The sequence below is a fragment of the Bordetella tumbae genome (genome assembly GCF_965139195.1).
In the GTDB taxonomy this organism is placed as follows: Bacteria; Pseudomonadota; Gammaproteobacteria; order Burkholderiales; family Burkholderiaceae_B; genus Bordetella_A; species Bordetella_A tumbae.
On the sequence record NZ_CBCSJH010000001.1, the window covers coordinates 453,352 to 473,445 of the forward strand.

At 58.7% G+C, this 20,094-nt stretch carries 18 protein-coding genes; 6 read left to right on the top strand and 12 right to left on the bottom strand.

Going from position 1 to position 20,094, the window contains the following annotated elements; translation table 11 throughout:
* Positions 1-52: 52 nt before the first annotated feature.
* Entirely contained in the window at positions 53-1,081 is a 1,029-nt protein-coding gene (locus ACNA0J_RS02125) for a glycosyltransferase family 9 protein (protein WP_415815913.1), read from the top strand.
* Here the strand turns inward: ACNA0J_RS02125 and ACNA0J_RS02130 are convergent.
* The 4 genes from ACNA0J_RS02130 to ACNA0J_RS02145 form a co-directional block, all read right to left on the bottom strand.
* Positions 1,052-2,569 (bottom strand): tripartite tricarboxylate transporter permease, encoded by a 1,518-nt coding sequence (locus ACNA0J_RS02130; protein WP_415815915.1) that lies wholly within the window; start codon positions 2,567-2,569, stop codon positions 1,052-1,054. The two genes, ACNA0J_RS02125 and ACNA0J_RS02130, sit on opposite strands and share 30 nt — an antisense overlap.
* 22 nt (positions 2,570-2,591) lie before the next feature.
* The gene (locus ACNA0J_RS02135) at positions 2,592-3,107 is read right to left on the bottom strand and encodes a tripartite tricarboxylate transporter TctB family protein (protein ID WP_415815917.1); all 516 of its coding nucleotides are present in this window, start codon (positions 3,105-3,107) and stop codon (positions 2,592-2,594) included.
* Between the two features lie 15 nt (positions 3,108-3,122).
* Positions 3,123-4,196, bottom strand: coding sequence for a Bug family tripartite tricarboxylate transporter substrate binding protein (locus tag ACNA0J_RS02140; protein ID WP_415815919.1), 1,074 nt, complete (start codon positions 4,194-4,196; stop codon positions 3,123-3,125).
* Between the two features lie 161 nt (positions 4,197-4,357).
* Complete coding sequence (locus ACNA0J_RS02145; RefSeq protein WP_415815921.1) at positions 4,358-5,554, bottom strand: pyridoxal-phosphate-dependent aminotransferase family protein; 1,197 nt, start codon at positions 5,552-5,554, stop codon at positions 4,358-4,360.
* A 211-nt stretch (positions 5,555-5,765) separates the two neighbouring features.
* Between ACNA0J_RS02145 and ACNA0J_RS02150 the strand changes: the two genes are divergently transcribed.
* The 3 genes from ACNA0J_RS02150 to ACNA0J_RS02160 all read left to right on the top strand — a co-directional run bounded on the left by ACNA0J_RS02150 (position 5,766) and on the right by ACNA0J_RS02160 (position 11,060).
* On the top strand, positions 5,766-6,542 hold the full coding sequence (locus ACNA0J_RS02150) for a GntR family transcriptional regulator (protein ID WP_415815923.1): 777 nt from the start codon (positions 5,766-5,768) through the stop codon (positions 6,540-6,542).
* A 31-nt stretch (positions 6,543-6,573) separates the two neighbouring features.
* Positions 6,574-9,603, top strand: coding sequence for an FAD-binding and (Fe-S)-binding domain-containing protein (locus ACNA0J_RS02155; RefSeq protein WP_415815925.1), 3,030 nt, complete (start codon positions 6,574-6,576; stop codon positions 9,601-9,603).
* Between the two features lie 497 nt (positions 9,604-10,100).
* On the top strand, positions 10,101-11,060 hold the full coding sequence (locus ACNA0J_RS02160; RefSeq protein WP_415815927.1) for a dihydrodipicolinate synthase family protein: 960 nt from the start codon (positions 10,101-10,103) through the stop codon (positions 11,058-11,060).
* A gap of 21 nt (positions 11,061-11,081) precedes the next feature.
* On the opposite strand, the gene ACNA0J_RS02165 is transcribed toward ACNA0J_RS02160, so the two are convergent.
* Positions 11,082-12,611: an acetyl-CoA hydrolase/transferase family protein gene (locus ACNA0J_RS02165; RefSeq protein WP_415815929.1), complete on the bottom strand. Its 1,530-nt coding sequence runs from the start codon at positions 12,609-12,611 to the stop codon at positions 11,082-11,084.
* A gap of 224 nt (positions 12,612-12,835) precedes the next feature.
* On the opposite strand from ACNA0J_RS02165, the gene ACNA0J_RS02170 reads away from it, so the two are divergent.
* Positions 12,836-13,744, top strand: coding sequence for a LysR family transcriptional regulator (locus tag ACNA0J_RS02170; RefSeq protein WP_415815931.1), 909 nt, complete (start codon positions 12,836-12,838; stop codon positions 13,742-13,744).
* A 118-nt stretch (positions 13,745-13,862) separates the two neighbouring features.
* On the top strand, positions 13,863-15,536 hold the full coding sequence (locus tag ACNA0J_RS02175) for an ABC-F family ATP-binding cassette domain-containing protein (RefSeq protein ID WP_415815933.1): 1,674 nt from the start codon (positions 13,863-13,865) through the stop codon (positions 15,534-15,536).
* 63 nt (positions 15,537-15,599) lie between these two features.
* Here ACNA0J_RS02175 and ACNA0J_RS02180 read toward each other — a convergent pair whose 3' ends face one another.
* From ACNA0J_RS02180 to ACNA0J_RS02210, 7 genes are all read right to left on the bottom strand, one after another.
* Positions 15,600-16,241 (bottom strand): DUF1109 domain-containing protein, encoded by a 642-nt coding sequence (locus tag ACNA0J_RS02180; RefSeq protein WP_415815935.1) that lies wholly within the window; start codon positions 16,239-16,241, stop codon positions 15,600-15,602.
* Positions 16,238-16,801 (bottom strand): sigma-70 family RNA polymerase sigma factor, encoded by a 564-nt coding sequence (locus ACNA0J_RS02185; protein WP_415815937.1) that lies wholly within the window; start codon positions 16,799-16,801, stop codon positions 16,238-16,240. The genes ACNA0J_RS02180 and ACNA0J_RS02185 overlap by 4 nt, the downstream gene beginning before the upstream one ends.
* Before the next feature lie 84 nt (positions 16,802-16,885).
* Positions 16,886-17,527 carry a DUF1109 domain-containing protein gene (locus tag ACNA0J_RS02190; protein ID WP_415816502.1) on the bottom strand — a complete coding sequence of 214 codons (642 nt, stop codon included), beginning with the start codon at positions 17,525-17,527 and terminating at the stop codon, positions 16,886-16,888.
* 13 nt (positions 17,528-17,540) lie between these two features.
* Entirely contained in the window at positions 17,541-18,050 is a 510-nt protein-coding gene (locus ACNA0J_RS02195) for a DoxX family protein (protein ID WP_415815939.1), read from the bottom strand.
* Positions 18,051-18,055: 5 nt separating this feature from the next.
* Positions 18,056-18,841 carry an HvfC/BufC family peptide modification chaperone gene (locus ACNA0J_RS02200; protein WP_415815941.1) on the bottom strand — a complete coding sequence of 262 codons (786 nt, stop codon included), beginning with the start codon at positions 18,839-18,841 and terminating at the stop codon, positions 18,056-18,058.
* Positions 18,831-19,751 carry an MNIO family bufferin maturase gene (bufB, locus tag ACNA0J_RS02205; RefSeq protein WP_415815943.1) on the bottom strand — a complete coding sequence of 307 codons (921 nt, stop codon included), beginning with the start codon at positions 19,749-19,751 and terminating at the stop codon, positions 18,831-18,833. Before bufB ends, ACNA0J_RS02200 begins: the two co-directional genes overlap by 11 nt.
* 31 nt (positions 19,752-19,782) lie before the next feature.
* Entirely contained in the window at positions 19,783-20,094 is a 312-nt protein-coding gene (locus tag ACNA0J_RS02210) for a BufA1 family periplasmic bufferin-type metallophore (RefSeq protein ID WP_415815945.1), read from the bottom strand.

Consider the following 20,094-nt stretch of genomic DNA (forward strand, 5'->3'; position numbering starts at 1 on the left):
CCACAGCTAAAATCGGCCGCGTGATGTTCCCCGCAGGGGTTATTCGGTACGCATGAAAGAGATCGCTGTTTATATTCGCAGCCGGGACAAATTCGGTGATCAGATCGCCTCGTTCCCAGCGCTTTATCAATTAAAGCAATGGTGGCCACAGGCCACGCTGCGGGTGGTTGGGCAGCATGCGGTGTCTGGCTACTATTTGCCCTTGCCGTGGGTGGACGAGTTCGTGCAGGTCGATAGCCTGTATGCGGCCGCACGCGCAATGCCGTGGCGGGCGGACATGACAGTGTGTCTGCACCATACCAGCGAGCGCTACGCCATCGTCAATATGCTGCGCATGCCCAAAGTACGGTTGGGCTTCCAGAATAACCGTTTGCTCGATTTCATCTGGACGCATGGCTGGCGTAAAGACATCAACGAATACATCGGCCTGGCTAATTTATCTCTTTTAGGTACTTATCGTGCCGTGCAGCCTGAAATCACTGCACGCGATTGTTTTGCGAGCATCGCTGCATCGGCTCCGCAGCCTGGCGTTTCAGCGGATATCGTGCTGATTCCAGGCGGCGGTGATGGTGAGTTCAAGCGTTGGGGCGTGGATAACTTCGTCGCGCTGGCTGACCTGCTCAAGGCTACGTTAGGGGCGGATACCCGCTTCAGCTTCGTTCTGGGCCCTGCCGAGGCTGCCGAGCAGGCTGCTCTTCATGCATTGAATCGGCCGGATTTTCAACTCGTCGTCGGTTGTACCGTGCCGGAATTAGCGGCGCTGATGCTCAACGCACGGCTGATCGTCGCCAATGACTGCGGCCCGTCGCACATCGGGCAGGGCGTATGCGTGCCTTATGTCGGTGTATTCAACGAAGCCAACCCCGAGTGGTTCTGGGCACGATCCTATACCGAGGCCGTGTATCCTGAGCCGGGAAGTGTCGGCATTCAATTGGTATCGCCGGGCCAGGTGGCCGCGGCGTGTTTTCGAGTGTTGCACACGCCGCGTCCGCTTTGGCTCAGTGGTCAGGAGAGCCGCACGGCGGGACCCGCCGGTACTCTCGAGGCTGGGTCAGTGCTGCGAGACCGTGTCGCGGCCTGATTTACGCACCAGGCGCCAGAGCAGGGATATCAGCGGCCAGAACAGCATGATCAGCGCCAGCGTTGTGATCGTCCCGACCAAGCCGTTGGACCAGAACACATGCAGGCCGGTGCCTGGGCCCAGCATGGACTGCCGGAAAGCGTCCTCCATGCGATCGCCCAGAACCAGCGCCAGAATCATGGGCGCCAGCGGGTACGACAGCTTTTTCAGCACATAGCCTATTACCCCGAACAGCAGCATGAACCACACATCGAGCATGGCGTTATTGACCGAATACGCGCCAATTGCACATACGACGATGATGATGGGAGCGACGATGGCAAAGGGGATGCGCAGTATCGCGGCAAACAGCGGTACCGTGCTCAGCACGATGATCAGGCCCACGAAATTGCCGAGATACATGCTGGCGATCAAGCCCCAGACGAAATCTTTTTGTTCGGTAAAGAGCAGCGGGCCGGGCTGCAGGCCCCAGATCATCAAGCCTCCCAATAGCACTGCCGCCGTGGCCGAACCCGGAATGCCCAATGCCAGCATGGGCAGCAAGGCGGATGTACCCGATGCGTGAGCGGCTGTCTCGGGCGCAATGACGCCCTCGATTTCGCCGGTGCCGAATTTATGGCCGTTGCGCGAAAACCGCTGAGCTAATCCATAGCCCATGAATGATGCTGCCGTGGCACCGCCCGGCGTCACGCCCATCCAGCAGCCGACTAGCGTGCTGCGTATCAGCGTCATCCAGTATTTGGGCATTTCCTTCCAGGTTTGCAGCACTACCTTGAGATTGATGCGGCCGCTTTTGCCCTCGAATTTCAGGCCTTCTTCCATGCTGACCAGAATTTCGCCGATACCGAAAAGTCCGATCACGACGACCAGAAAATCCACTCCGCGCAGCAATTCCGACCAGCCGAACGTCATGCGCAACTCGCCGCTGACAGTGTCCATGCCTATTGCTGCCAAACCAAAACCCAACATCATGGAAATGATGGTCTTGAATGGTGTCTTCTTGTCCGTGCCCACAAAACTGCAGAAGGTCAGCAGGAATACCGCAAAGAATTCCGGTGGGCCAAAGCGCAAGGCGAATTTGGACACTAGGGGCGCCAGAAAGGTGATCAACAGCACCCCTGACAGCGCGCCCACAAACGAACCGGTGAACGACGCGGTCAGTGCATTGCCGGCACGGCCCTGTTGCGCCAGGGGATAGCCATCGAAGGTGGTGGCCACCGAAGACGTTTCCCCTGGGATGTTGAAGAGAATCGACGTAATCGCGCCTGCGAATAACGATCCCCAATAAATACACGACAGCATGATGATGGCTGAGGTGGGCGGCATGGTAAAGGTCAGCGGCAGCAGGATCGCCACGCCGTTCGGTCCGCCCAGGCCGGGCAGCACGCCGATGATGACGCCTAGCACCAGGCCGATGAACATCATGCCCAGGTTGTACCAGCTGAGCACTGTAGAAAAGCCATGGAATAACGCGGTCAGTTCATCCACTTGAGGTCTCCTGTTCCTGGTTTCAGTAGCCGAACAAGGCTTCTAGCGGGCCTTTAGGCAGGGGAACCATGAACTGAACTTCGAACATCCAGAACAGCACCGCGTTTACGCCAACGCTGACCAGTATCGTCTTGAGCCAGCTGATCTTGCCGAGCAATCGCATGAAGGCAGCGATGAACAGCACCGACGCCACATAAATCCCCACCATTTGAATAAACAGAACGTACAAGGCAGTTGGCAGCAGTACCAGCAGCACCAGGCGGAATCGCGCCCAGCTGACAAAGATTTCCTGATTACGGTGCTTGCCGAACATTGCCTTCAGGAACACCGCAACACTGGCAATGCAGATGATGAGCCCGATGTGAAACGGGAAGTACCCAGACTCAGGTCCGTCAGCGGCCCAGGTGATACCTATGCGGTAGTTATCCACCATCATGACTACGCCCACGGCAAAAAATACGACCGCGGTGATTGCGTCGACGGCACTATGCGACAGCCCGCCTCCCGACGGGCTCCCCTGTGTTTGCGGTTGATCCATCCTGATTCCTCGGGCTTATTTCTTGGCGGCTAGACCGGCTTCTTGCATCAAGGCTTTGTGCTTGGCCTCGTCCTGCTCCAGGAATTTCACGAAGTCTTCGCCGGTCCGGTAGTCACCCTTGAGCGCCTGTTTGGCCAGGTAGTCCTTCCATTCGGGTGTCTCGCTGACTTTCTTGAGGAGGTCGGCGTAGTACGCGGCCTGTTCGGCCGTGCTGTCCGGCGGCAGGAAGAACGCGCGCAGCATCTGATATTGCACGTCGTAGCCGGCTTCTTTGCAGGTCGGGATATCGGCCCAGGATTGGGTCTTGGTGACCTTTTCGGTGTAGACCATGCGCTTGTCAGAGAACACGCACAAGGCATTGACCTGGTCCGCACGCCACTGCGCAATGTTTTCGCTGGGGTTGTTTACGTTGGACTCGGTATGCTTGCCCACGAGCTGCGTGGCGGCTTCACCGCCGCTTTTGTAGGGGACGTAGGTGAACTTTACGCCGGCGGCTTTTTCCAGCGCTACGGTGATGATCTGATCTTCGCGCTTGGCGCCTGTGCCTCCCATTTTGAACTGTCCGGGAGGCGCTGCTTTAACGGCCTTCAGATAATCGGCAGCGGTTTTGTAGGGTGCTTCGGCATTGGTCCACAACAGAAATTCATCCTGCGCAATCATGGCCACGGGTGTCAGGTCGCGCCAATTGAAAGGCAGGTTCACCGCGAGAGGTAGGGTGTAGATGGCTGAAAACGCCACCATCAGCTTGTGTGGATTCTTGGGAGAAGCCTTGGTATCCATGATGCCTTCGGCTCTGCTGGCACCGCCTTTGTTCAGCACCAGCGTGGTCTGCTTCATCAGCTTGTGCTTGAGAATGATGCTCTGAATCGTGCGCGCCATTTGATCGGACGCACCGCCCGCACCTGCAGGCACGATGATTTCCACAGGACGCGTGGGTTCCCATGCGTGAGCGGGTAGCGCAGAGAGGCTGGCCAGCGCGCCCAGCGATGCGATGAAAAGCGATGTTTTGGCCAGTCGAGGCCGAGCGGTATTTGCCGCTGGTACGGCGTGGGAATATGGCGTTGATGGTCTGTGAGTCAGGTGCTTCATGATGTCTCCTCCGGGTCGTACCACGGGAGCGTCCTGTGTCGGTACGCTTAGTTTGTGAGCCTTCCTGTCTGTACAGCGAGTCCTGTTGTTGTTCCCCTGTGTCGGACTTTGTATTCGATGGTGTTGCTTGACCTACTTGATTCGTGTGCCGGTGGCGCGGTCTAGGATGGGTATGCCTTGCAGGTTTGCGACAGATAATCCAGCGCTGCCTGTACACCGCCGGGCTTATGCGGCACACCGGCTTTGCTCAATCCCATTTCCACGCCGGACAGCGTGCCGCATAGCGTCAAATCATTGAAATCGCCCAGATGGCCAATACGGAAAATCTTGTCCGAAACTTTACTCAGGCCTTGGCCCAAGGACATATTGAAGTGGGTCAGCACCGTCTTGCGGAACGCATCTGCGCTATGCCCCTCTGGCATCATCACGGCCGTCAACGCCGGACTATATTCTTCAGGCTTTCGGCACAGGATCTCCAGCCCCCACGCATGCACGGCACGGCGGGTGGCTTCTCCATGCCGCTTGTGCCGCGCAAACACATTTTCCAAACCCTCGGCAAACAGCATCTGCAATGCTTCGTACAGGCCATAAAGCAAGTTGGTCGCGGGGGTGTAGGGAAAGTATCCGCTTGGATTGATCGCCAGCATTTCCTTCCAGTCCCAGTAGGAACGCAGCAGCGCAGCGGTCTCGGAGGCCTTCAAGGCCTTGGCGCTGATCGCGTTAAACGACAGTCCAGCTGGCAACATCAGCCCTTTTTGCGAGCCCGCGACTGTGACATCGACACCCCATTCGTCGTGCCGATAGTCGATCGATGCCAGGGAAGAGATCGTATCCACCATCAACAACGCAGGATGGTTGGCATCATCGATAGCTTTGCGCACTGCCGCGACATCGCTGACGACGCCGGTGGCCGTCTCGTTGTGCACTACGCATACCGCTTTGATTTCATGGCCGGTATCGGCAGCCAGGCGTTTGCCGATCTGTTCGGGATCTGCGCCATGCCGCCAATCGCCCTCCTGGAACTCCACGCGCAGCTTCAGCCTTTCTGCGACCTTTTTCCACAGCGTTGCAAAGTGGCCGGTTTCTGCCATCAAGACTTTGTCGCCGGGCGACATCGTATTGACCAACGCGGCTTCCCAACTGCCGGTGCCCGAGGCCGGGTAGATGATCACATCCGATTCGGTCTTGAATACCTTTTTCATGCCTGCCAGCACGGCTTTGCCCAGTTCGCCGAATTCCGGGCCGCGATGGTCGATGGTGGGGTTGTCGATAGCGCGCAGCACACGATCAGGCACGTTCGTCGGGCCCGGGATCTGGAGAAAATGACGGCCGGAAGGGTGGGAATGCAGTGGCAGCATGTGTAGGGCTCCTCATGAATTTGTATACAAAATACAAATCTTGGTGAAGAATACGCATCAAGACTGCGATTTCGCAAGCAAAACTTATGCGGCACCACAGCAATTTCGGGAGACACAGGGGCCAGTAAAATAGGGAACTCATCCGATCGGCCGGGCATGGCAGCGGACGGACAACGCCGATGACGTGCATGCCTCTTGAATTTGTATACAAATGAAAATCGACTCCGTGAGCCTACCTCATCATTCCTCCTCGCTGACGGCCGAGCCTGCACAGGCGCCAGAGGCCGTCGACCGACGCACGCTGCCAGCGACCATCGCCGACCGGCTGCGCGAGATGATCATCGAGGGTGAACTGGCCGCAGGTGCGCGCCTGAATGAACGAGAGCTGTGTGATCGGCTGCAGGTGTCGCGTACGCCGTTACGCGAAGCATTTCGCTTGCTCTCGGCAGAGGGGCTGGTCCGCATTCAGCCTAATCGTGGCGCGCATGTGGTGGCCTTGTCCGAGAAGGACATCCGGGAAAGCTTTGAAGTCATGGGTGCGCTCGAGGCATTATCCGGCGAATTGGCCTGCCAGCACATCACCGAGCAGGAAATCGCAGAGATCCGGGCGCTGACTTTTGAAATGCAGGCCTGTCATGCCAGGCAGAATCTGTCGTCGTACTACCACGTCAATCGTGCGATTCACGACCGCATCAATGCCGCGGGCCAGAATCATCTGCTGTCGCAGGTCTATCAGAACATCAACCTGCGCCTGCAGAACCTGCGCTTTCGCTCCAATCTGAACCATGAAAAATGGGACAGGGCCATGCGCGAGCACCTGGAAATGGTCGATGCGCTGGCGTCACGCGATGGTCCCCGACTCGCGCAGATCATGCGCGACCATTTACGACGCAAAGGCGAGGCCGTCCTCGAGAGTCTGAGGCTGCACGCCGATACCTTGAGCACTACCCATAACGCGGATATCCCTGACGACCCAGGCGAATCCTGATATCCCTCAATCGATCTGATGCAGGACAACCATGAACGCGCCGTTATCCTCACAAGCACAAGCCGAATTGAATCCATTGCATCTAGAGCTGGCCGCTCGCCTGCGTCGTGAAACACAAGGTGAGGTGTTGTTCGAGCGTGGCCCACGTGGACGCTATTCCACCGATGCGTCCATCTATCAGATCGAACCCGTTGGCGTGTTGATTCCCAGGACAAGCGCAGACGCCGCAACAGCGCTGAACGTGTGCCGTGAGCTGTCTGTACCGGTGCTGGCGCGCGGTGCTGGTACCTCGCAATGTGGCCAGACTGTCGGGGCGGCACTGGTCATTGACAACAGTAAATATCTCAATCGCGTCCTCGATTTCAATCTGGCTGCCATGACTGTCACGGTAGAGCCGGGTATCGTGCTGGATCATCTCAATGCATGGCTGAAGCCGCATGGTGTGTGGTTTCCGGTGGATGTCAGCACGTCGGCCCAGTGCACACTGGGTGGCATGGCAGGCAACAATTCCTGTGGTTCGAGATCGATCGCCTACGGCAACATGGTGCATAACGTGCTGAGCATCGATGCATTGTTGTTGGACGGCACGGCGGCGACTTTTACTGACGCCAGCCGCATGGGCAATGCGCCGCCTCGCATACAGGCCCTCATGGAAACGCTGCAGGATATCGCTGCCCGCGAGCGCGACGAGATCGAGCGCATGGTGCCCGACGTGTTGCGCCGCGTGGGCGGCTATAACCTGGATATTTTTCATCCGCAGAGTTCGCGCCCCTATACGGCCGATGGCCAGGTCAATCTCGCCCATATGCTGGTGGGCAGTGAAGGTACGCTGGCCTATACCCGAAGCATCACGCTCAAGTTGTCGCCTTTGCCCGCCGCCAAAGCGCTGGGCGTGGTCAATTTCCCCACCTTTTATCAGGCCATGGATTCGGCCCGTCACATCGTGGGGCTAGGTCCGTGCGCGGTGGAGTTGGTCGACAAAACCATGATCGACCTGGCCCGCAGCAACCCCGCGTTTCGCCCTGTCATCGAGAAAGCGCTGATCGGTGAGCCCGAAGCCATTCTGCTGGTCGAATTCGCAGGCGAATCGCAGGATGAGCAATTGGCCAGCCTGGCAAAGCTGGTCGAGTTGATGGGCGACCTGGGATTGCCTGGCTCGGTGGTGGAAATGCCGGAGGCAGCAGCCCAGAAGGCACTATGGGACGTCCGCAAGGCAGGGCTCAACATCATGATGAGCATGCGCGGAGACGGCAAGCCGGTTTCTTTCATCGAAGACTGTGCGGTGCCGCTGGAGCATCTGGCCGAATACACCAGTCAGTTGACCGATGTGTTTTCCAAGCACGGTACGAAAGGGACATGGTATGCGCACGCCTCTGTCGGCACGCTGCACGTCAGGCCCATTCTGGATATGCGCCGGGACGGCGCGGCAAAGATGCGCGCGATCGCCGAAGAGGCCGGAGAGCTGGTGCGACGATACAAGGGTGCCTTTTCCGGCGAGCATGGCGATGGCCTGGTGCGCAGCGAATGGGTAGCATGGCAGTTCGGACCTCAGCTCACGCGTGCGTTCGAAGCCATCAAGGATGCTTTTGATCCAGACAGGTTGATGAATCCGGGCAAGATCGTGCGCAGTACAAAGATGGACGATCGAGCCTTGTTTCGTTTCAAGCCCGACTATCGGATCATTCCGCTCACGCCCGTACTGGATTGGTCCGCCTGGAACGTGAGCAACGATCCTGCCTCGGAAACTGTCGGCGATCCCGGCACGGGCGGTGATCCCGCTCAGGGCTTGGCCAAGGCAGTGGAGATGTGCAACAACAACGGGCATTGCCGCAAGTTCGACGCGGGCACCATGTGCCCCAGCTATCGCGTCACACGCGACGAACAGCACCTGACCCGCGGCCGCGCCAACACGTTGCGACTGGCGCTGTCAGGCCAACTCGGAGAGGATGCATTGACCTCTGATGAGATGCGCGCCACCATGGATCTGTGCGTCAGTTGCAAAGGCTGCAAGCGCGACTGTCCCACCGGCATCGACATGGCGCGCATGAAAATCGAATTCATGAGCCAATGGCGTCAAAAACGAGGGCTGGCGCTGAAAGACAAACTCATTGCCACGCTGCCGCGCTGGGCGCCTTGGGCCGCCCGTTTTTCGTTCTTGTTTAATCTGCGCAACACCTTGCCGGGGGCGGCCTGGCTATCCGAGCGCCTGTTGGGATTTTCATCAAAGCGGACGCTGCCGACCTGGCGCAATGACGTTTTCACCGATCGGTCTACGTCGGTCGATGCAGACACGGCCGACGTCGTGCTGTTTGCCGATACGTTTAACAACTACTTTGAATCCGAGAACGCCCATGCGGCGCTCGCCGTCCTGCAAGCCGCTGGCTGTCGGGTCTACGTCGCAAGTCCTGCGGCGAACGACGCCGAACCCGATCGTCCATTATGTTGCGGCCGGACCTATCTGTCGGCAGGCATGGTCGATCAAGCGAAAGCCGAAGCACGTCGTGTGGTGAATGCCCTGCAGCCGTTCGTCGCACGGGGCGTACCCATCGTTGGCCTGGAACCCTCCTGTCTGCTGTCGCTGCGCGATGAATTTTTGGTGATGGGCTTGGGTGCTGATGCCCAGGCACTGTCTCGGCAAGCCTATCTGTTCGAAGAATTCCTGGCCAACGAACTGAAGGCTGGCCGCCTCGACCTGAAACTGAATCCCTTGCCGGAAAAACGTGCATTGCTGCACGGCCATTGTCACCAAAAGGCCTTCGACGCCGTCAAACCTGTCCAGCAGATACTGGCGCTGATACCAGGGTTAAAGGTGGAATTGATCGAGTCGAGTTGTTGCGGTATGGCGGGCAGCTTTGGCTACGAGGCGTCGCACTACGAGACTTCCATGAAAATGGCCGAGCTGTCGTTGTTGCCTGCTGTGCGTAAGGCGGGCGCTGACACGTTGCTGGTTGCGGATGGCACCAGTTGTCGTCATCAGATTGCCGATGGCACTCAAAAGGAAGGCGGCCTGCGGGCTGAGCATGTAGCATGCGTATTGCAGAGGGCATTGGCTGCACCTTGACCGAGTCAGTCACATCCCGGCTTCTGTCGTACTTTTCTCAGGAATTTCAAAATTTACGGAAATTTTAGGGAAAGCCAAGGCGTCTTAACGGCGTCTTTACAACCAAGTTCTTACACTGAAAGTGATCGATGCAGTTAATCGATAGATCCATTTCGCTGACAAGATATGGTTGCCCTGAGAAAAATGCTGCCCCGAAACGTAATGTCAGAGTCCCGGCCACGCCCGCGTCCCCCGCAGGGCAGCCCGAGTGCCGGCAAAGTGTTTATTTTCATTCGCGTGGATTCGAGATATGCGCTACTGGCGCATCATGAGTTGAGCCGATGTCACGTGTCATCGATCGACATAGATTCCGCCGACACCGTTTGTCATTCTCAAAGCATCACCTATCGAGTTGGCCTGCATGGCCAATTTATCGACGAGCTCATGTGCGGGGTAATGGAACATATTCCTGCAGCGCAGTTCGGCAGGATAATCATCGACCCTTCGGAGCTGCCGGAATGTTGACTGCGAATAAGGAGGCGGCGCTGACTGATACGAGCGTCAATTTCGATGGGCTGTGGTTACCACTGATCACCCCTTTCCGCGACGGCCAACTAGATATTCCCGCTGTGCAGTCGCTGGCCTGCTATTGCTCGGCGTCCGGAATCTCTGGTCTTGTCCTGTTTGGTTCCACAGGCGAGGGTAATCTGATTACGCTGGACGAAAAGTCCCGTATTGTGAGTGCGGTACGAGAGGCGGCGCCGCAGATGCCTATCGTTCTAGGCGCGGGTGCCGTCGATACGCGAACGATGTGTCTAGGTATTCGGAAGCTGGATAGATTAAAGCCGGATGGATGGCTCGTTCCTCCGCCTTATTATCTCTGTCCCGCCGCCGACGGTATCGTATGGCACTACAAAGAAGTGGCCTGGGCGACAAAACGGCCAATCATTATCTACAACATCCCCAAGCGAACGGGCACGGTGCTGTCGGTCGAATTGATGGAGCATCTTTGTCAATACACCAGCTGTGTCGCTGTCAAGGAATGCGACCCTATTGTGCTTTCCGCCATGAACGCCCGTAGAAAAATCAATGCGCTCTGTGGGGAAGACATGGCCTTTTTCGATCACTGTCTGCAGGGCGGAAGTGGTGCCATTTCTGCATCTGCTCATATACGGCCGGACATATTTGTGGCGGTGATGACTCTCACAAAATTAGGTCATCATGACGACGCTGCGATGCTGTTTGCATCGTTAAAGCCGATGATCAGATTGCTGTTCCAAGAGCCGAACCCAAGTCCTATCAAACAGGTATTGGCTTCTTTAGGCGTCAGCACGAACGAGGTGCGCTTGCCGATGACGCCAGTCAGTGAGGCGTTGGCCAAGCGACTGGGGCAGGTGCTAGCGAGATTGCCGTCCACGGAGGACGTTGCTGCGCATCTGGCGCGCAGCCGGGCGGATGCGCGCCTTCAGACAGAGTAGGTTCTCGCGGGGCGGGCTTGCTCAGGCTGTTTCGGCCATGGCGACCGGTACGTATGTCGGCGCAGGGTGCATGGATCCCGTGCGCTCGAAACGGGTATGCCAGGCAAAGGCCTCCGATAACAGATGCGGTGTCTGACCGCCTCGCGCGCAGGCGCTGTCGAAATAGCGCTGGAGCTCGTCGCGATACGACGGATGCACGCAGTTGGCGATGACGGATCGGGCGCGTTCGCGCGGGGAGAGACCGCGCAAATCGGCCAGGCCGCACTCGGTCACGATGATGTCCACATCATGCTCGTTGTGGTCTACGTGGGCCACCATGGGCACGATGCTGGAAATATCGCCTTGCTTGGCCGTGGATTTCGTCACAAAAATGGCCAGACTGGCATTGCGGGCAAAGTCGCCCGACCCGCCCACGCCATTCATCATGTGGGTGCCCCCCACATGCGTGGAGTTCACGTTGCCATAGATATCGCATTCCAGCGCGGTATTGATGGCGATGACCCCCAGGCGCCGCACCAATTCAGGTGCGTTGCTGATTTCCTGCGGACGCAGTACCAGGCGCTCGCGATAGTGTTCCAGATTATTCAGAATACGGTGGTATACCGGAGTCGACACGGTAATCGACGACGCTGATGCGAAAGCCAGTTTTCCGGAGTCGAGCAGCTCTATGGCGCTGTCTTGCAGGACCTCGGAATACATGGTCAACTGCTCGAAATCGGACTCGCCAAAGCCATGCAGCACAGCGTTGGCAATAGTGCCTATGCCAGCCTGCAAAGGCAGCAACGATTTGCTCAAACGGCCCAGTTCGACTTCGTGGCGCAGGAAATTCACGATATGTGCCGAGATCGCATCAGTTTCCTCATCGGGAGGTAATGCATTGGACGGGCTGTCCGGCTCATGGGTAATGACGATGGCGGAAATGCGCTCTGGATCGACCTGGATATACGTCTGACCCATACGATCTTGAACTTGGGTCAACGACAAAGGCGCGCGGCCGGGGCGCGGACCGGGTACGTAGATGTCGTGCAGCCCCTCAATGGCTGCAGGCACAGCGACGTTCAGTTCGACGATGATGCGCTTGGCCTGCTGCACGAACGATGCAGAGTTGCCGACTGACATCGTGGGTACGATACCGCCATCTTCGGTAATCGCCGCGGCTTCGATGATGGCGACATCTACAGGCGCCAGGTGTCCGGCGCGCAATTGTTCCGCTGTCTCAGAAAGGTGCTGGTCGATGAACGCGATTTCACCGTTATTGATCTTCCGGCGCAGGGTGGTATCCACCTGAAAGGGCATGCGACGCGCTAGCGCGCCAGCCTGCGCCAATTGCTTGTCGGTATCGTGGCCGAGCGATGCACCGGTGATCAGGGTAATTTGCAGCGATTCGCGGGAGGCGCGTTCGGCGATCGCGGCCGGCACGGATTTGCAGTCTCCGGCGCGCGTAAATCCGCTCATGCCTACCGTCATACCGTCTTGTACGAGTCGCGCGGCCTCATTGGCGCTGACGATGCGTTGTTGCAGGGCAGGGTGGCGGATTCGATCGGAATGCATGCTTGTCTCCAGGCACAGGGTGCGGCCGGGGGTGTCGGGATGGGCTCGTAGCCTCAGATCCAGGACACCGTCTATCGCGGCGTTTTGAGTTGAGCTGTGCTCCCAGTTGTGTCGGGGGCACGAAGTTTTCCGCAGTATAGAAAGCATCACAAAAAATGAATAACGACTTAAAATCATAGAAATAAGTCGTTTTTTTCATGATTTGGGCTTAAGGAAACTTTGCCATGGACGTTCGCGCCCTGCGCTATTTCGTGGAGACGGTGCGTACAGCCAGCTTTACGCGGGCAGCGCAAGCCTTGTTCGTGACGCAATCCACCGTCAGCAAGATGATCCGCCAACTGGAAGACGAGGTCGGCACGCCGCTGTTGATACGCGAAGGCCACACGGCGCGTCCCACGGATACCGGCCGTATCGTCTATGAGCGGGGGCTGCACATCCTCGGTGCGATGCAGCAGCTGAACGCCGAGGTCCGCGAGGCCGTGGAGTTGCGTCGAGGCGAGTTGGTCGTGGGTATTCCACCCATGATCAATATGTTGTTTACACCGGTGGTCAAGCGCTTTCGCGAGCAGTACCCCGAGATCCGTCTCACTCTGCGCGAAGACACCGGGCAGGGCGTAGAGCGGCTGGTCGTTGCCGGTGAACTGGAGGTGGGCGCAACGGTGTTGCCTGTGTCTGACCAAGGACCATTGCAGAGCGAGCGCTTTGGCAGTTATGCGCTGTGGGCAGTAGGTCCGCCCAAGGCCAGCTGGCACGGCAAGACGGCCGTCCCTCTGGCTGCCTTGCGGGATGTTCCTTTGCTGATTCCGACCGATGATTTTGCATTGACGAGGCGGCTGCGTGCTGCCTGTCTGCAGCATGGATTCACGCCGACGATTGCCGCGCAGAGTGCGCATTGGGATTTTCTGGCGTCCATGGCCTCGGCCGATCTGGGGGTGGCCCTGCTGCCCGAGCCATTGATGCGGAAATTGAACGTCAGAGGCGTGAGTACTGCGCGCCTGGCGCGGTCAGGCGTGCAATGGGAAATCGGGCATGTCTGGGTACAGCAACGATATCTGTCGTATGCCGCGCGCGCGTGGCTGGACGTGGCGCGCGAGGTCCTCGGCGCAGGCAAGCCGCCACGAAAACGTAAATAGCCTTAGCCTGGGGAAAATCGGCTCGTGCGCCGGCTATTTCTACGGTATCAGCGAGCACACCCCATGTAAAATCAAGAAAGATTCGCGTGCCACGCGTATAAGAGAAGACTTATCCCCAATGATCATCCTCAAGAACGTGACCTTGCGTCGCGGTAGCAAAGTATTGCTCGACAAAACCTCCGTTACGCTCAATCCCGGGGAAAAAGTGGGCCTGGTTGGCCGTAACGGTGCAGGAAAATCCTCGTTATTTGCAGTACTCAACGGCACTTTGCATGAGGATAGCGGCGAGTTTTCCATTCCCACGCAATGGCGCATGTCGCAGGTCGCGCAAGACATGCCGGAAACCGAACAGAGTGCGACGGACTTCGTCGTGGAGGGCGACACCCTTCTGATGGCGGCGCAAGCCGAAGTCGCCGCCTCCGAGGCCAGCGAGGACGGCATGCGCATGGCATATGCCTACACGGCGTTGCACGACGCCGGGGCGCACGATGCGCCGGCTCGCGCGCAGGCGCTCATTTTGGGGCTGGGTTTCAGCGTGGCCGAGCTCGATCGGCCCGTAAACAGCTTTTCGGGCGGATGGCGTATGCGCCTGCAGCTGGCGCGCGCGCTGATGTGCCCGTCGGATTTGCTGCTGCTTGACGAGCCCACCAACCACTTGGACTTGGATGCCTTGGTGTGGCTGGAAGCCTGGCTCAAAAACTACGCGGGTACGATGGTGGTGATCAGCCATGATCGTGAGTTCCTCGATGCCGTCACCGGCGTCACGCTGCATATCGACCACGGAAAACTGGTGCGCTACGGTGGTAATTACAGCAAATTCGAGGACATGCGGGCAGAGCAAATGCTGCTGCAACAGGCCGCGCATGCCAAGCAGCTGGAAAAAGCCGCACATCTGCAAAAATTCATCGATCGTTTCAAAGCAAAAGCCAGCAAGGCCAAGCAGGCACAGAGCCGTGTCAAGGCGCTCGAGCGCATGGAAAAGATCGCACCTGTCCTGGCGGATGCCGAATTCCAGTTCGAATTCAAAGAGCCCTTTAGCCGGCCCAACCCTATGCTGGCCATGTCCGCGACGAGCTGTGGTTACCCGCCGCCCGCAGAGGCGTCGGCCGACGCAAAGCCCATCGTCATCGTGCAGAACATCAATCGTTCTGTGTTGGCGGGACAGCGCATCGGTATTCTGGGTGCCAACGGACAGGGCAAATCCACACTGGTGAAAACCATCGCCGGCGCATTGCAGCCGATCGCGGGCGAGATCATTACCGGAAAGGGCTTGAATATCGGTTATTTCTCACAACAAGAGTTGGATGTCTTGCGACCCGCCGATAACCCGCTGGAACACATGATCCGCCTGGTGCGCGACACACCCGCCAGCGTCCGCCCCAGCGCCATGGATTGTCGCGAACAAGGCCTGCGTAATTTCCTGGGGACCTTCAATTTCAGCGGCGATATGGTCAAGCAGCCTGTCGGCAGCATGAGCGGAGGCGAAAAAGCCCGCCTGGTCTTATGCATGATCGTCTGGCAGCGACCCAATCTGTTGCTGCTCGACGAGCCGACCAACCATCTGGATCTGGCGACTCGCGAGGCGCTGGGCGTCGCCTTGAACGAGTTCGAAGGCTCGGTGATGCTGGTCAGCCATGATCGCGCGTTACTGCGTTCCGTTTGCGACGAATTCTGGATGGTATCGCGTGGCGGGGTGACGGATTTTGACGGTGATCTGGATGATTACCAGGTTTATTTGCTGGAAGAAGCCAAGCGCCAACGAGAGGCAGCAAGCTCCCGTGCTGCTGTTTGATCTGCTGGGCATGTCCCGCGGTAGGCCGGAATCGCGTTGTCCCGCGTTGGCTCCGAGCTTCCTTTACCACCGCAGCAGACGTGGCCCCAGCAACGCACCCAACGCGGCGGGAATCAACATGCCGATCAGATACCACACCGCCCAGAATGCAACCTCCATTTCGGGGCAATGCAGACAATAGGCAATTGAGGCGACCGAACTGGCAAGCAGACCCGCGATGGCTCCGGCCTTTCGCAGGTGTGTAGGGGCCAGGCCTTTCATGGCCCAGAACACCCCAATGAACGTGGGCACCGACAACACGGTGATGTTGAACGGGCAGCTACGCCACGAGCTGCCAAGAACCATGGGCAGGCGTTCGGGCGACGGTGCAACGACCAAGGTGTATGCCGCGGCCAGCCATACCAGCGCAATTGGCATGGCCAGTAGCAGCCACGTGCGCCCCATCAGCATGCCAGGCCGAGAGAGGCGGGCAGCGCCTAATAATGCTGCCGCTGCCACACAGACAGGAAACGCGACTTTCGCCCAGAACAGGGGAGTCACCAGCATCGTGTCGATATCAGGCCGCATGCCAAAGGTCGCCAGCAGCAACAGCACAGAGCCGAGTCCGCCCGCCAGCAGCGCCCAGCGATAGCGTCGAGCCAGCGCGCCGTAGTCTATTGGCTCGACGTTAGCGGCCAGCATCGAGATCATGTCGTTCGTTTTCACAGTGCACCTCGTATCATTGTGGCCAGGGCTTTCAGCCCGCGGTGTATTCCTATTTTGACTGCTGATTCCGATAGGCCGGTTAGTTGGGCCGTCTCCGCCACTGTTAATCCCTGCAGCTTCACATGCACGATGGGCAGTCTATGCCGATCAGGCAATTGAGCCAGTAATTTGTCGACATCGCGTTTGGCTTGGGCTGCTTGCTCGTCAGAGTCGGCAAAGATCTCATGTTGTTCATCCAGGGGCTCATTGCGCCGTTCGTGACGAGACTGGCTGCGCAGGTAGTCGGCGATCTTGTACCGCGCAATCGCATGCACCCAAGCCGTCAGCGGTTGGCTGGGTAGATAAGTATGGCGGCCATTGTGGACAGCGATCAGTATTTCCTGGACGAGGTCCTCGACATCGGCCGGCTGGTTATGCAAGCGCTTGCGCAAGAACGCCCGCAGGTGCGAGCCCAATGCCTGCAGAAATGCATGATAAGACGGTGCGTCACCGTCCAGGCCCTGCAAAAGCAGAGCCCTGAGCCGAACCTCGGCGGCTTGCGGAGGCGTTGCCTGATTCATGGGTCGGCAGGACCGTCAAGGGCGAGCCCACTAAACAGAGCCATGCGGCTATGCCGCATGGATAGAGGAGTGTGGCGCGGCATATTACCAGCGCAGGTAACGCGGCGCGCAGACTGCGCCAATGCCTGCGGTGATGAGAATGGCAGAGACATGCCAGATACTCCAGAAGGGTACAGGCGTTTCCGAGCAGTACAGTGCATAAACCAGCAATCCTTGCGAACCGCCCAGCAAGCCCGCCGCGGCGCCCGTCAGCGTCAGGCGGGTAGGCGCGAGGCGTTTCAGAGCATGCATGACGGCGGCTAGCGACGGCAACGACAGTAATACGACGGCGGCCGAAGCAGTCCATCCGGTCGTGCCAAAATCCCATTGCAGTCGGTAGTGAGGAGGCGTTGCGAGCCATAGTGTAGCGGCAACCAATAGCATCGCTGCAATGGGCAAGAGGGTGGCGAGCCAGGCAAGGCCAAGCGAGACGCCTGGGCTGGCCAGGCGCTCGGCCAGTTTTAGCGCTGCTGCGACGCTTGCTAATGGGAACGCCAGCCGGAACCAGAACATGGGCGTCAGGATCTGTTGCGGCATGTCGCTGCTGATCCCATACAACGCCACGAGCAGGACGGCGCTGCCGCCAAGGCCCGTTGTCAGTGCGTGAGTCAGCCGCTTTTGAACGGCATCGCGTTCGACTGGCGGCACGTTCCAGGCCAGCCGGGAAACCAGGTCTTGTGTTCTCATTGCCATGGCAGCCTCACGGCCCGGGCCTGGGGGATCGGTCCCCCAGCAGATAATCGATGGAGATCCTGCCCGGACCCCATGCCACAATGGCCCAGGCCATCGCGGCCCAGGTGAGGTGAATAGGCCAACCGTCGGGCACGGTCAACTGGATGACACATGTCATCAGGAATAGGCCCATCGCGGCAAACCGTGTTCCCAGCCCCAGTACCAGCAGCACGGGAAAGAGGACCTCGCCGCAGCCTGACAGAAAGGCAAACACAGTGGGCGCGGGAAACGCATAGGGGCCGCCCGGCAGATGTAATCGGAACTCGTCCGTGAACAGCGTGACGGCGATATCGTTCAACTGCAGGAAGCCCTGCCATTTGAGGATGCCAGATTTCCAGAACGGAACGGCCAGCGCGATGCGCAGCAGCAGTTGTACGAACCAGGGCTGGGCAAGCCTTTGCAACCATTGCCCGGTTATGGAAGGAAGCACTGGAAAGCCTTTGCTGGCTGAGGACTGATTTGCTTGCAGGGCTGACATTTCGTTCAGTCTCCGTAGTGAATAGTCGAGAACACGCCCGCCGCTATCATTCCGCCCAGATTAGCGGCGAGATTGAAAGAGGGAGAGTCTGCGAAGGCAGTGGTGGCGGCCTCGGCAAGCGTGGCGCCTCGGAGCAAGGACATCAGAAAAACTGCGCCACCGGCGGGTAAGCGAGACACGATCACATCGGCGTCGGGCCTCGTGATGAGCGCGTCTTCGGCGTCGTTGGAGCGCAGTGGCGAGACGGGACCGTCGGCCTTATTCATCGTGAAAATGGCTACTGCCGGATATATGGACTGCAGCACCCGAGCAGCGGGGTGAGGTGTGAAATGCAGGGTCGCCAGCAGGGAGGGATCGACCGTCGCCAGTGCATCAGCGGCGAGCACTGGAACGTCCGCGGCATGATAGGCATCTAGCCACGCGCGCTCGATACGGGCGATGTCGGCGAGCCAGGGCATGTCTCGCGCATACTCATAGGATTCGATAAAGTCTGGAAAATCCCGGCCGTATTCGAACAGCAACACGGACGTGGGAGGTGTCGCCCTCACATGGAATCGTGCCATCGCACGAAAGAACTCAACCCCTGTAATGCGTTGCACGGCGGGATAAATCGCGGCCAGCGCGTCGATGAGGCTGACGGTCACGTTGTTGCGGTATACGTTATATCGCTGCGTCACGCCTTTGCCGGCGCGGGCTATTACCTCGTCTGGGGGCTCGTGTGCCGGATTCATCAGGCCCATCGCGAATGAGGCGGCGTAGGGAGGATGGCAGGTCGGGAATTCATGCGACATGATGGGCTCGCGGTTGCGATGCACGGTGTGCCGCCATGATCTGGCGGGCCCGGAATGCCTGGTCGCGCAGGATCGGCCAGTCAGGCAAATCGCTGTCCCATTCAATCAGGGTAGGTTTTGACCCGCCCCGCGCGATGACGCTGTCATAGAGATCCCAGACGACATCGGCCACGGCTCGATCATGCCCGTCTATCAGCAACGCATCGCCCTCATCATCGACCTGTGCGCTATGTCCCGCCAGATGTATCTCACCCACCTGTTCGAGCGGAAACTCGGCGAGATAGGCGCTCGCGGAGAACCCGTGATTGGCGGCGGAGACGAAAACATTATTGATGTCGAGCAATACTCCGCAACCGGTGCGTTGCACCATCATCTTGATGAAGTCGATCTCGCTCATTGTCGAGGAGGCAAAGGCGACATACGTCGCCGGATTTTCCAGCAGCAGCGGCCGTTCAATGGCATCCTGTACTTGGTCGATGTGCGAGCACACGCGCGCCAACGTGTCTTGGTTGTAGGGCAATGGCAACAAGTCATTAAAAAACGTGCCCCCATGCGAGGACCACGCGAGATGCTCCGACACGAGCGAGGGTTCATAGCGACGCACCAGATCCCGAAAGTGCGCCAGATGGCCGGTGTCCAGCTCATCCGGGCCGCCGATCGACATGCAGACGCCGTGCAGGGACAGCGGATAGTCTTGCCGTATGGCCGTCAGCATGCGATGCGGTGGGCCGCCCATGCCCATATAGTTCTCGGCATGGACCTCAAAGAAACCCTCTACCAGCGCATCTGCCAGAATGTCGTGCAGATGGACGTGTTTGAAGCTCACGCCGGCCAGTTGTTGCGCTGCGGAGACCGACGGCCAGGGATGGCCGGGCGTGCGTGTCGCCTCGAGCTCGATCGGAGCACCCATGGCCATCCCCGTTTGCATTGCAGGACCGATATCAGGACTTGATCGGGGTGAGCGAGCCGTGGCCGCCAGCCGGGGTCATGATGCTGGTGCACGTGCCGCCCTTGACGAATTTCCAGGCATTGCCCTGGAAGTCCATGGTCGAGGTGCCTTGGCAGGTCGTGCCAGGGCCCGCGGCGCAGTCGTTTTGACCTTTTAGCGCGACGCCGTAGCACTTTTCCTTGTGTGCAGCCGCTGCCGCATCGGCCTCGGCCTTGCTCAGCGGGGCAGCATGAGCGAGTGAAGCAAAGACGGTGGCGACGGCGCTCGCAAGCAGTGCGGACGTGACGGTGGTTTTTGCGGACAT

Excerpts from the sequence above, each read along its gene's own strand:
- ACNA0J_RS02125 (WP_415815913.1), top strand. The coding sequence starts at position 53 with ATGAAAGAGATCGCTGTTTATATTCGCAGCCGGGACAAATTCGGTGAT.
- ACNA0J_RS02135 (WP_415815917.1), bottom strand. The coding sequence starts at position 3,107 with ATGGATCAACCGCAAACACAGGGGAGCCCGTCGGGAGGCGGGCTGTCG.
- ACNA0J_RS02140 (WP_415815919.1), bottom strand. The coding sequence starts at position 4,196 with ATGAAGCACCTGACTCACAGACCATCAACGCCATATTCCCACGCCGTA.
- ACNA0J_RS02145 (WP_415815921.1), bottom strand. The coding sequence starts at position 5,554 with ATGCTGCCACTGCATTCCCACCCTTCCGGCCGTCATTTTCTCCAGATC.
- ACNA0J_RS02150 (WP_415815923.1), top strand. The coding sequence starts at position 5,766 with ATGAAAATCGACTCCGTGAGCCTACCTCATCATTCCTCCTCGCTGACG.
- ACNA0J_RS02155 (WP_415815925.1), top strand. The coding sequence starts at position 6,574 with ATGAACGCGCCGTTATCCTCACAAGCACAAGCCGAATTGAATCCATTG.
- ACNA0J_RS02160 (WP_415815927.1), top strand. The coding sequence starts at position 10,101 with ATGTTGACTGCGAATAAGGAGGCGGCGCTGACTGATACGAGCGTCAAT.
- ACNA0J_RS02165 (WP_415815929.1), bottom strand. The coding sequence starts at position 12,611 with ATGCATTCCGATCGAATCCGCCACCCTGCCCTGCAACAACGCATCGTC.
- ACNA0J_RS02170 (WP_415815931.1), top strand. The coding sequence starts at position 12,836 with ATGGACGTTCGCGCCCTGCGCTATTTCGTGGAGACGGTGCGTACAGCC.
- ACNA0J_RS02175 (WP_415815933.1), top strand. The coding sequence starts at position 13,863 with ATGATCATCCTCAAGAACGTGACCTTGCGTCGCGGTAGCAAAGTATTG.
- ACNA0J_RS02185 (WP_415815937.1), bottom strand. The coding sequence starts at position 16,801 with ATGAATCAGGCAACGCCTCCGCAAGCCGCCGAGGTTCGGCTCAGGGCT.
- ACNA0J_RS02190 (WP_415816502.1), bottom strand. The coding sequence starts at position 17,527 with ATGAGAACACAAGACCTGGTTTCCCGGCTGGCCTGGAACGTGCCGCCA.
- ACNA0J_RS02195 (WP_415815939.1), bottom strand. The coding sequence starts at position 18,050 with ATGTCAGCCCTGCAAGCAAATCAGTCCTCAGCCAGCAAAGGCTTTCCA.
- ACNA0J_RS02200 (WP_415815941.1), bottom strand. The coding sequence starts at position 18,841 with ATGTCGCATGAATTCCCGACCTGCCATCCTCCCTACGCCGCCTCATTC.
- bufB (WP_415815943.1), bottom strand. The coding sequence starts at position 19,751 with ATGGGTGCTCCGATCGAGCTCGAGGCGACACGCACGCCCGGCCATCCC.
- ACNA0J_RS02210 (WP_415815945.1), bottom strand. The coding sequence starts at position 20,094 with ATGTCCGCAAAAACCACCGTCACGTCCGCACTGCTTGCGAGCGCCGTC.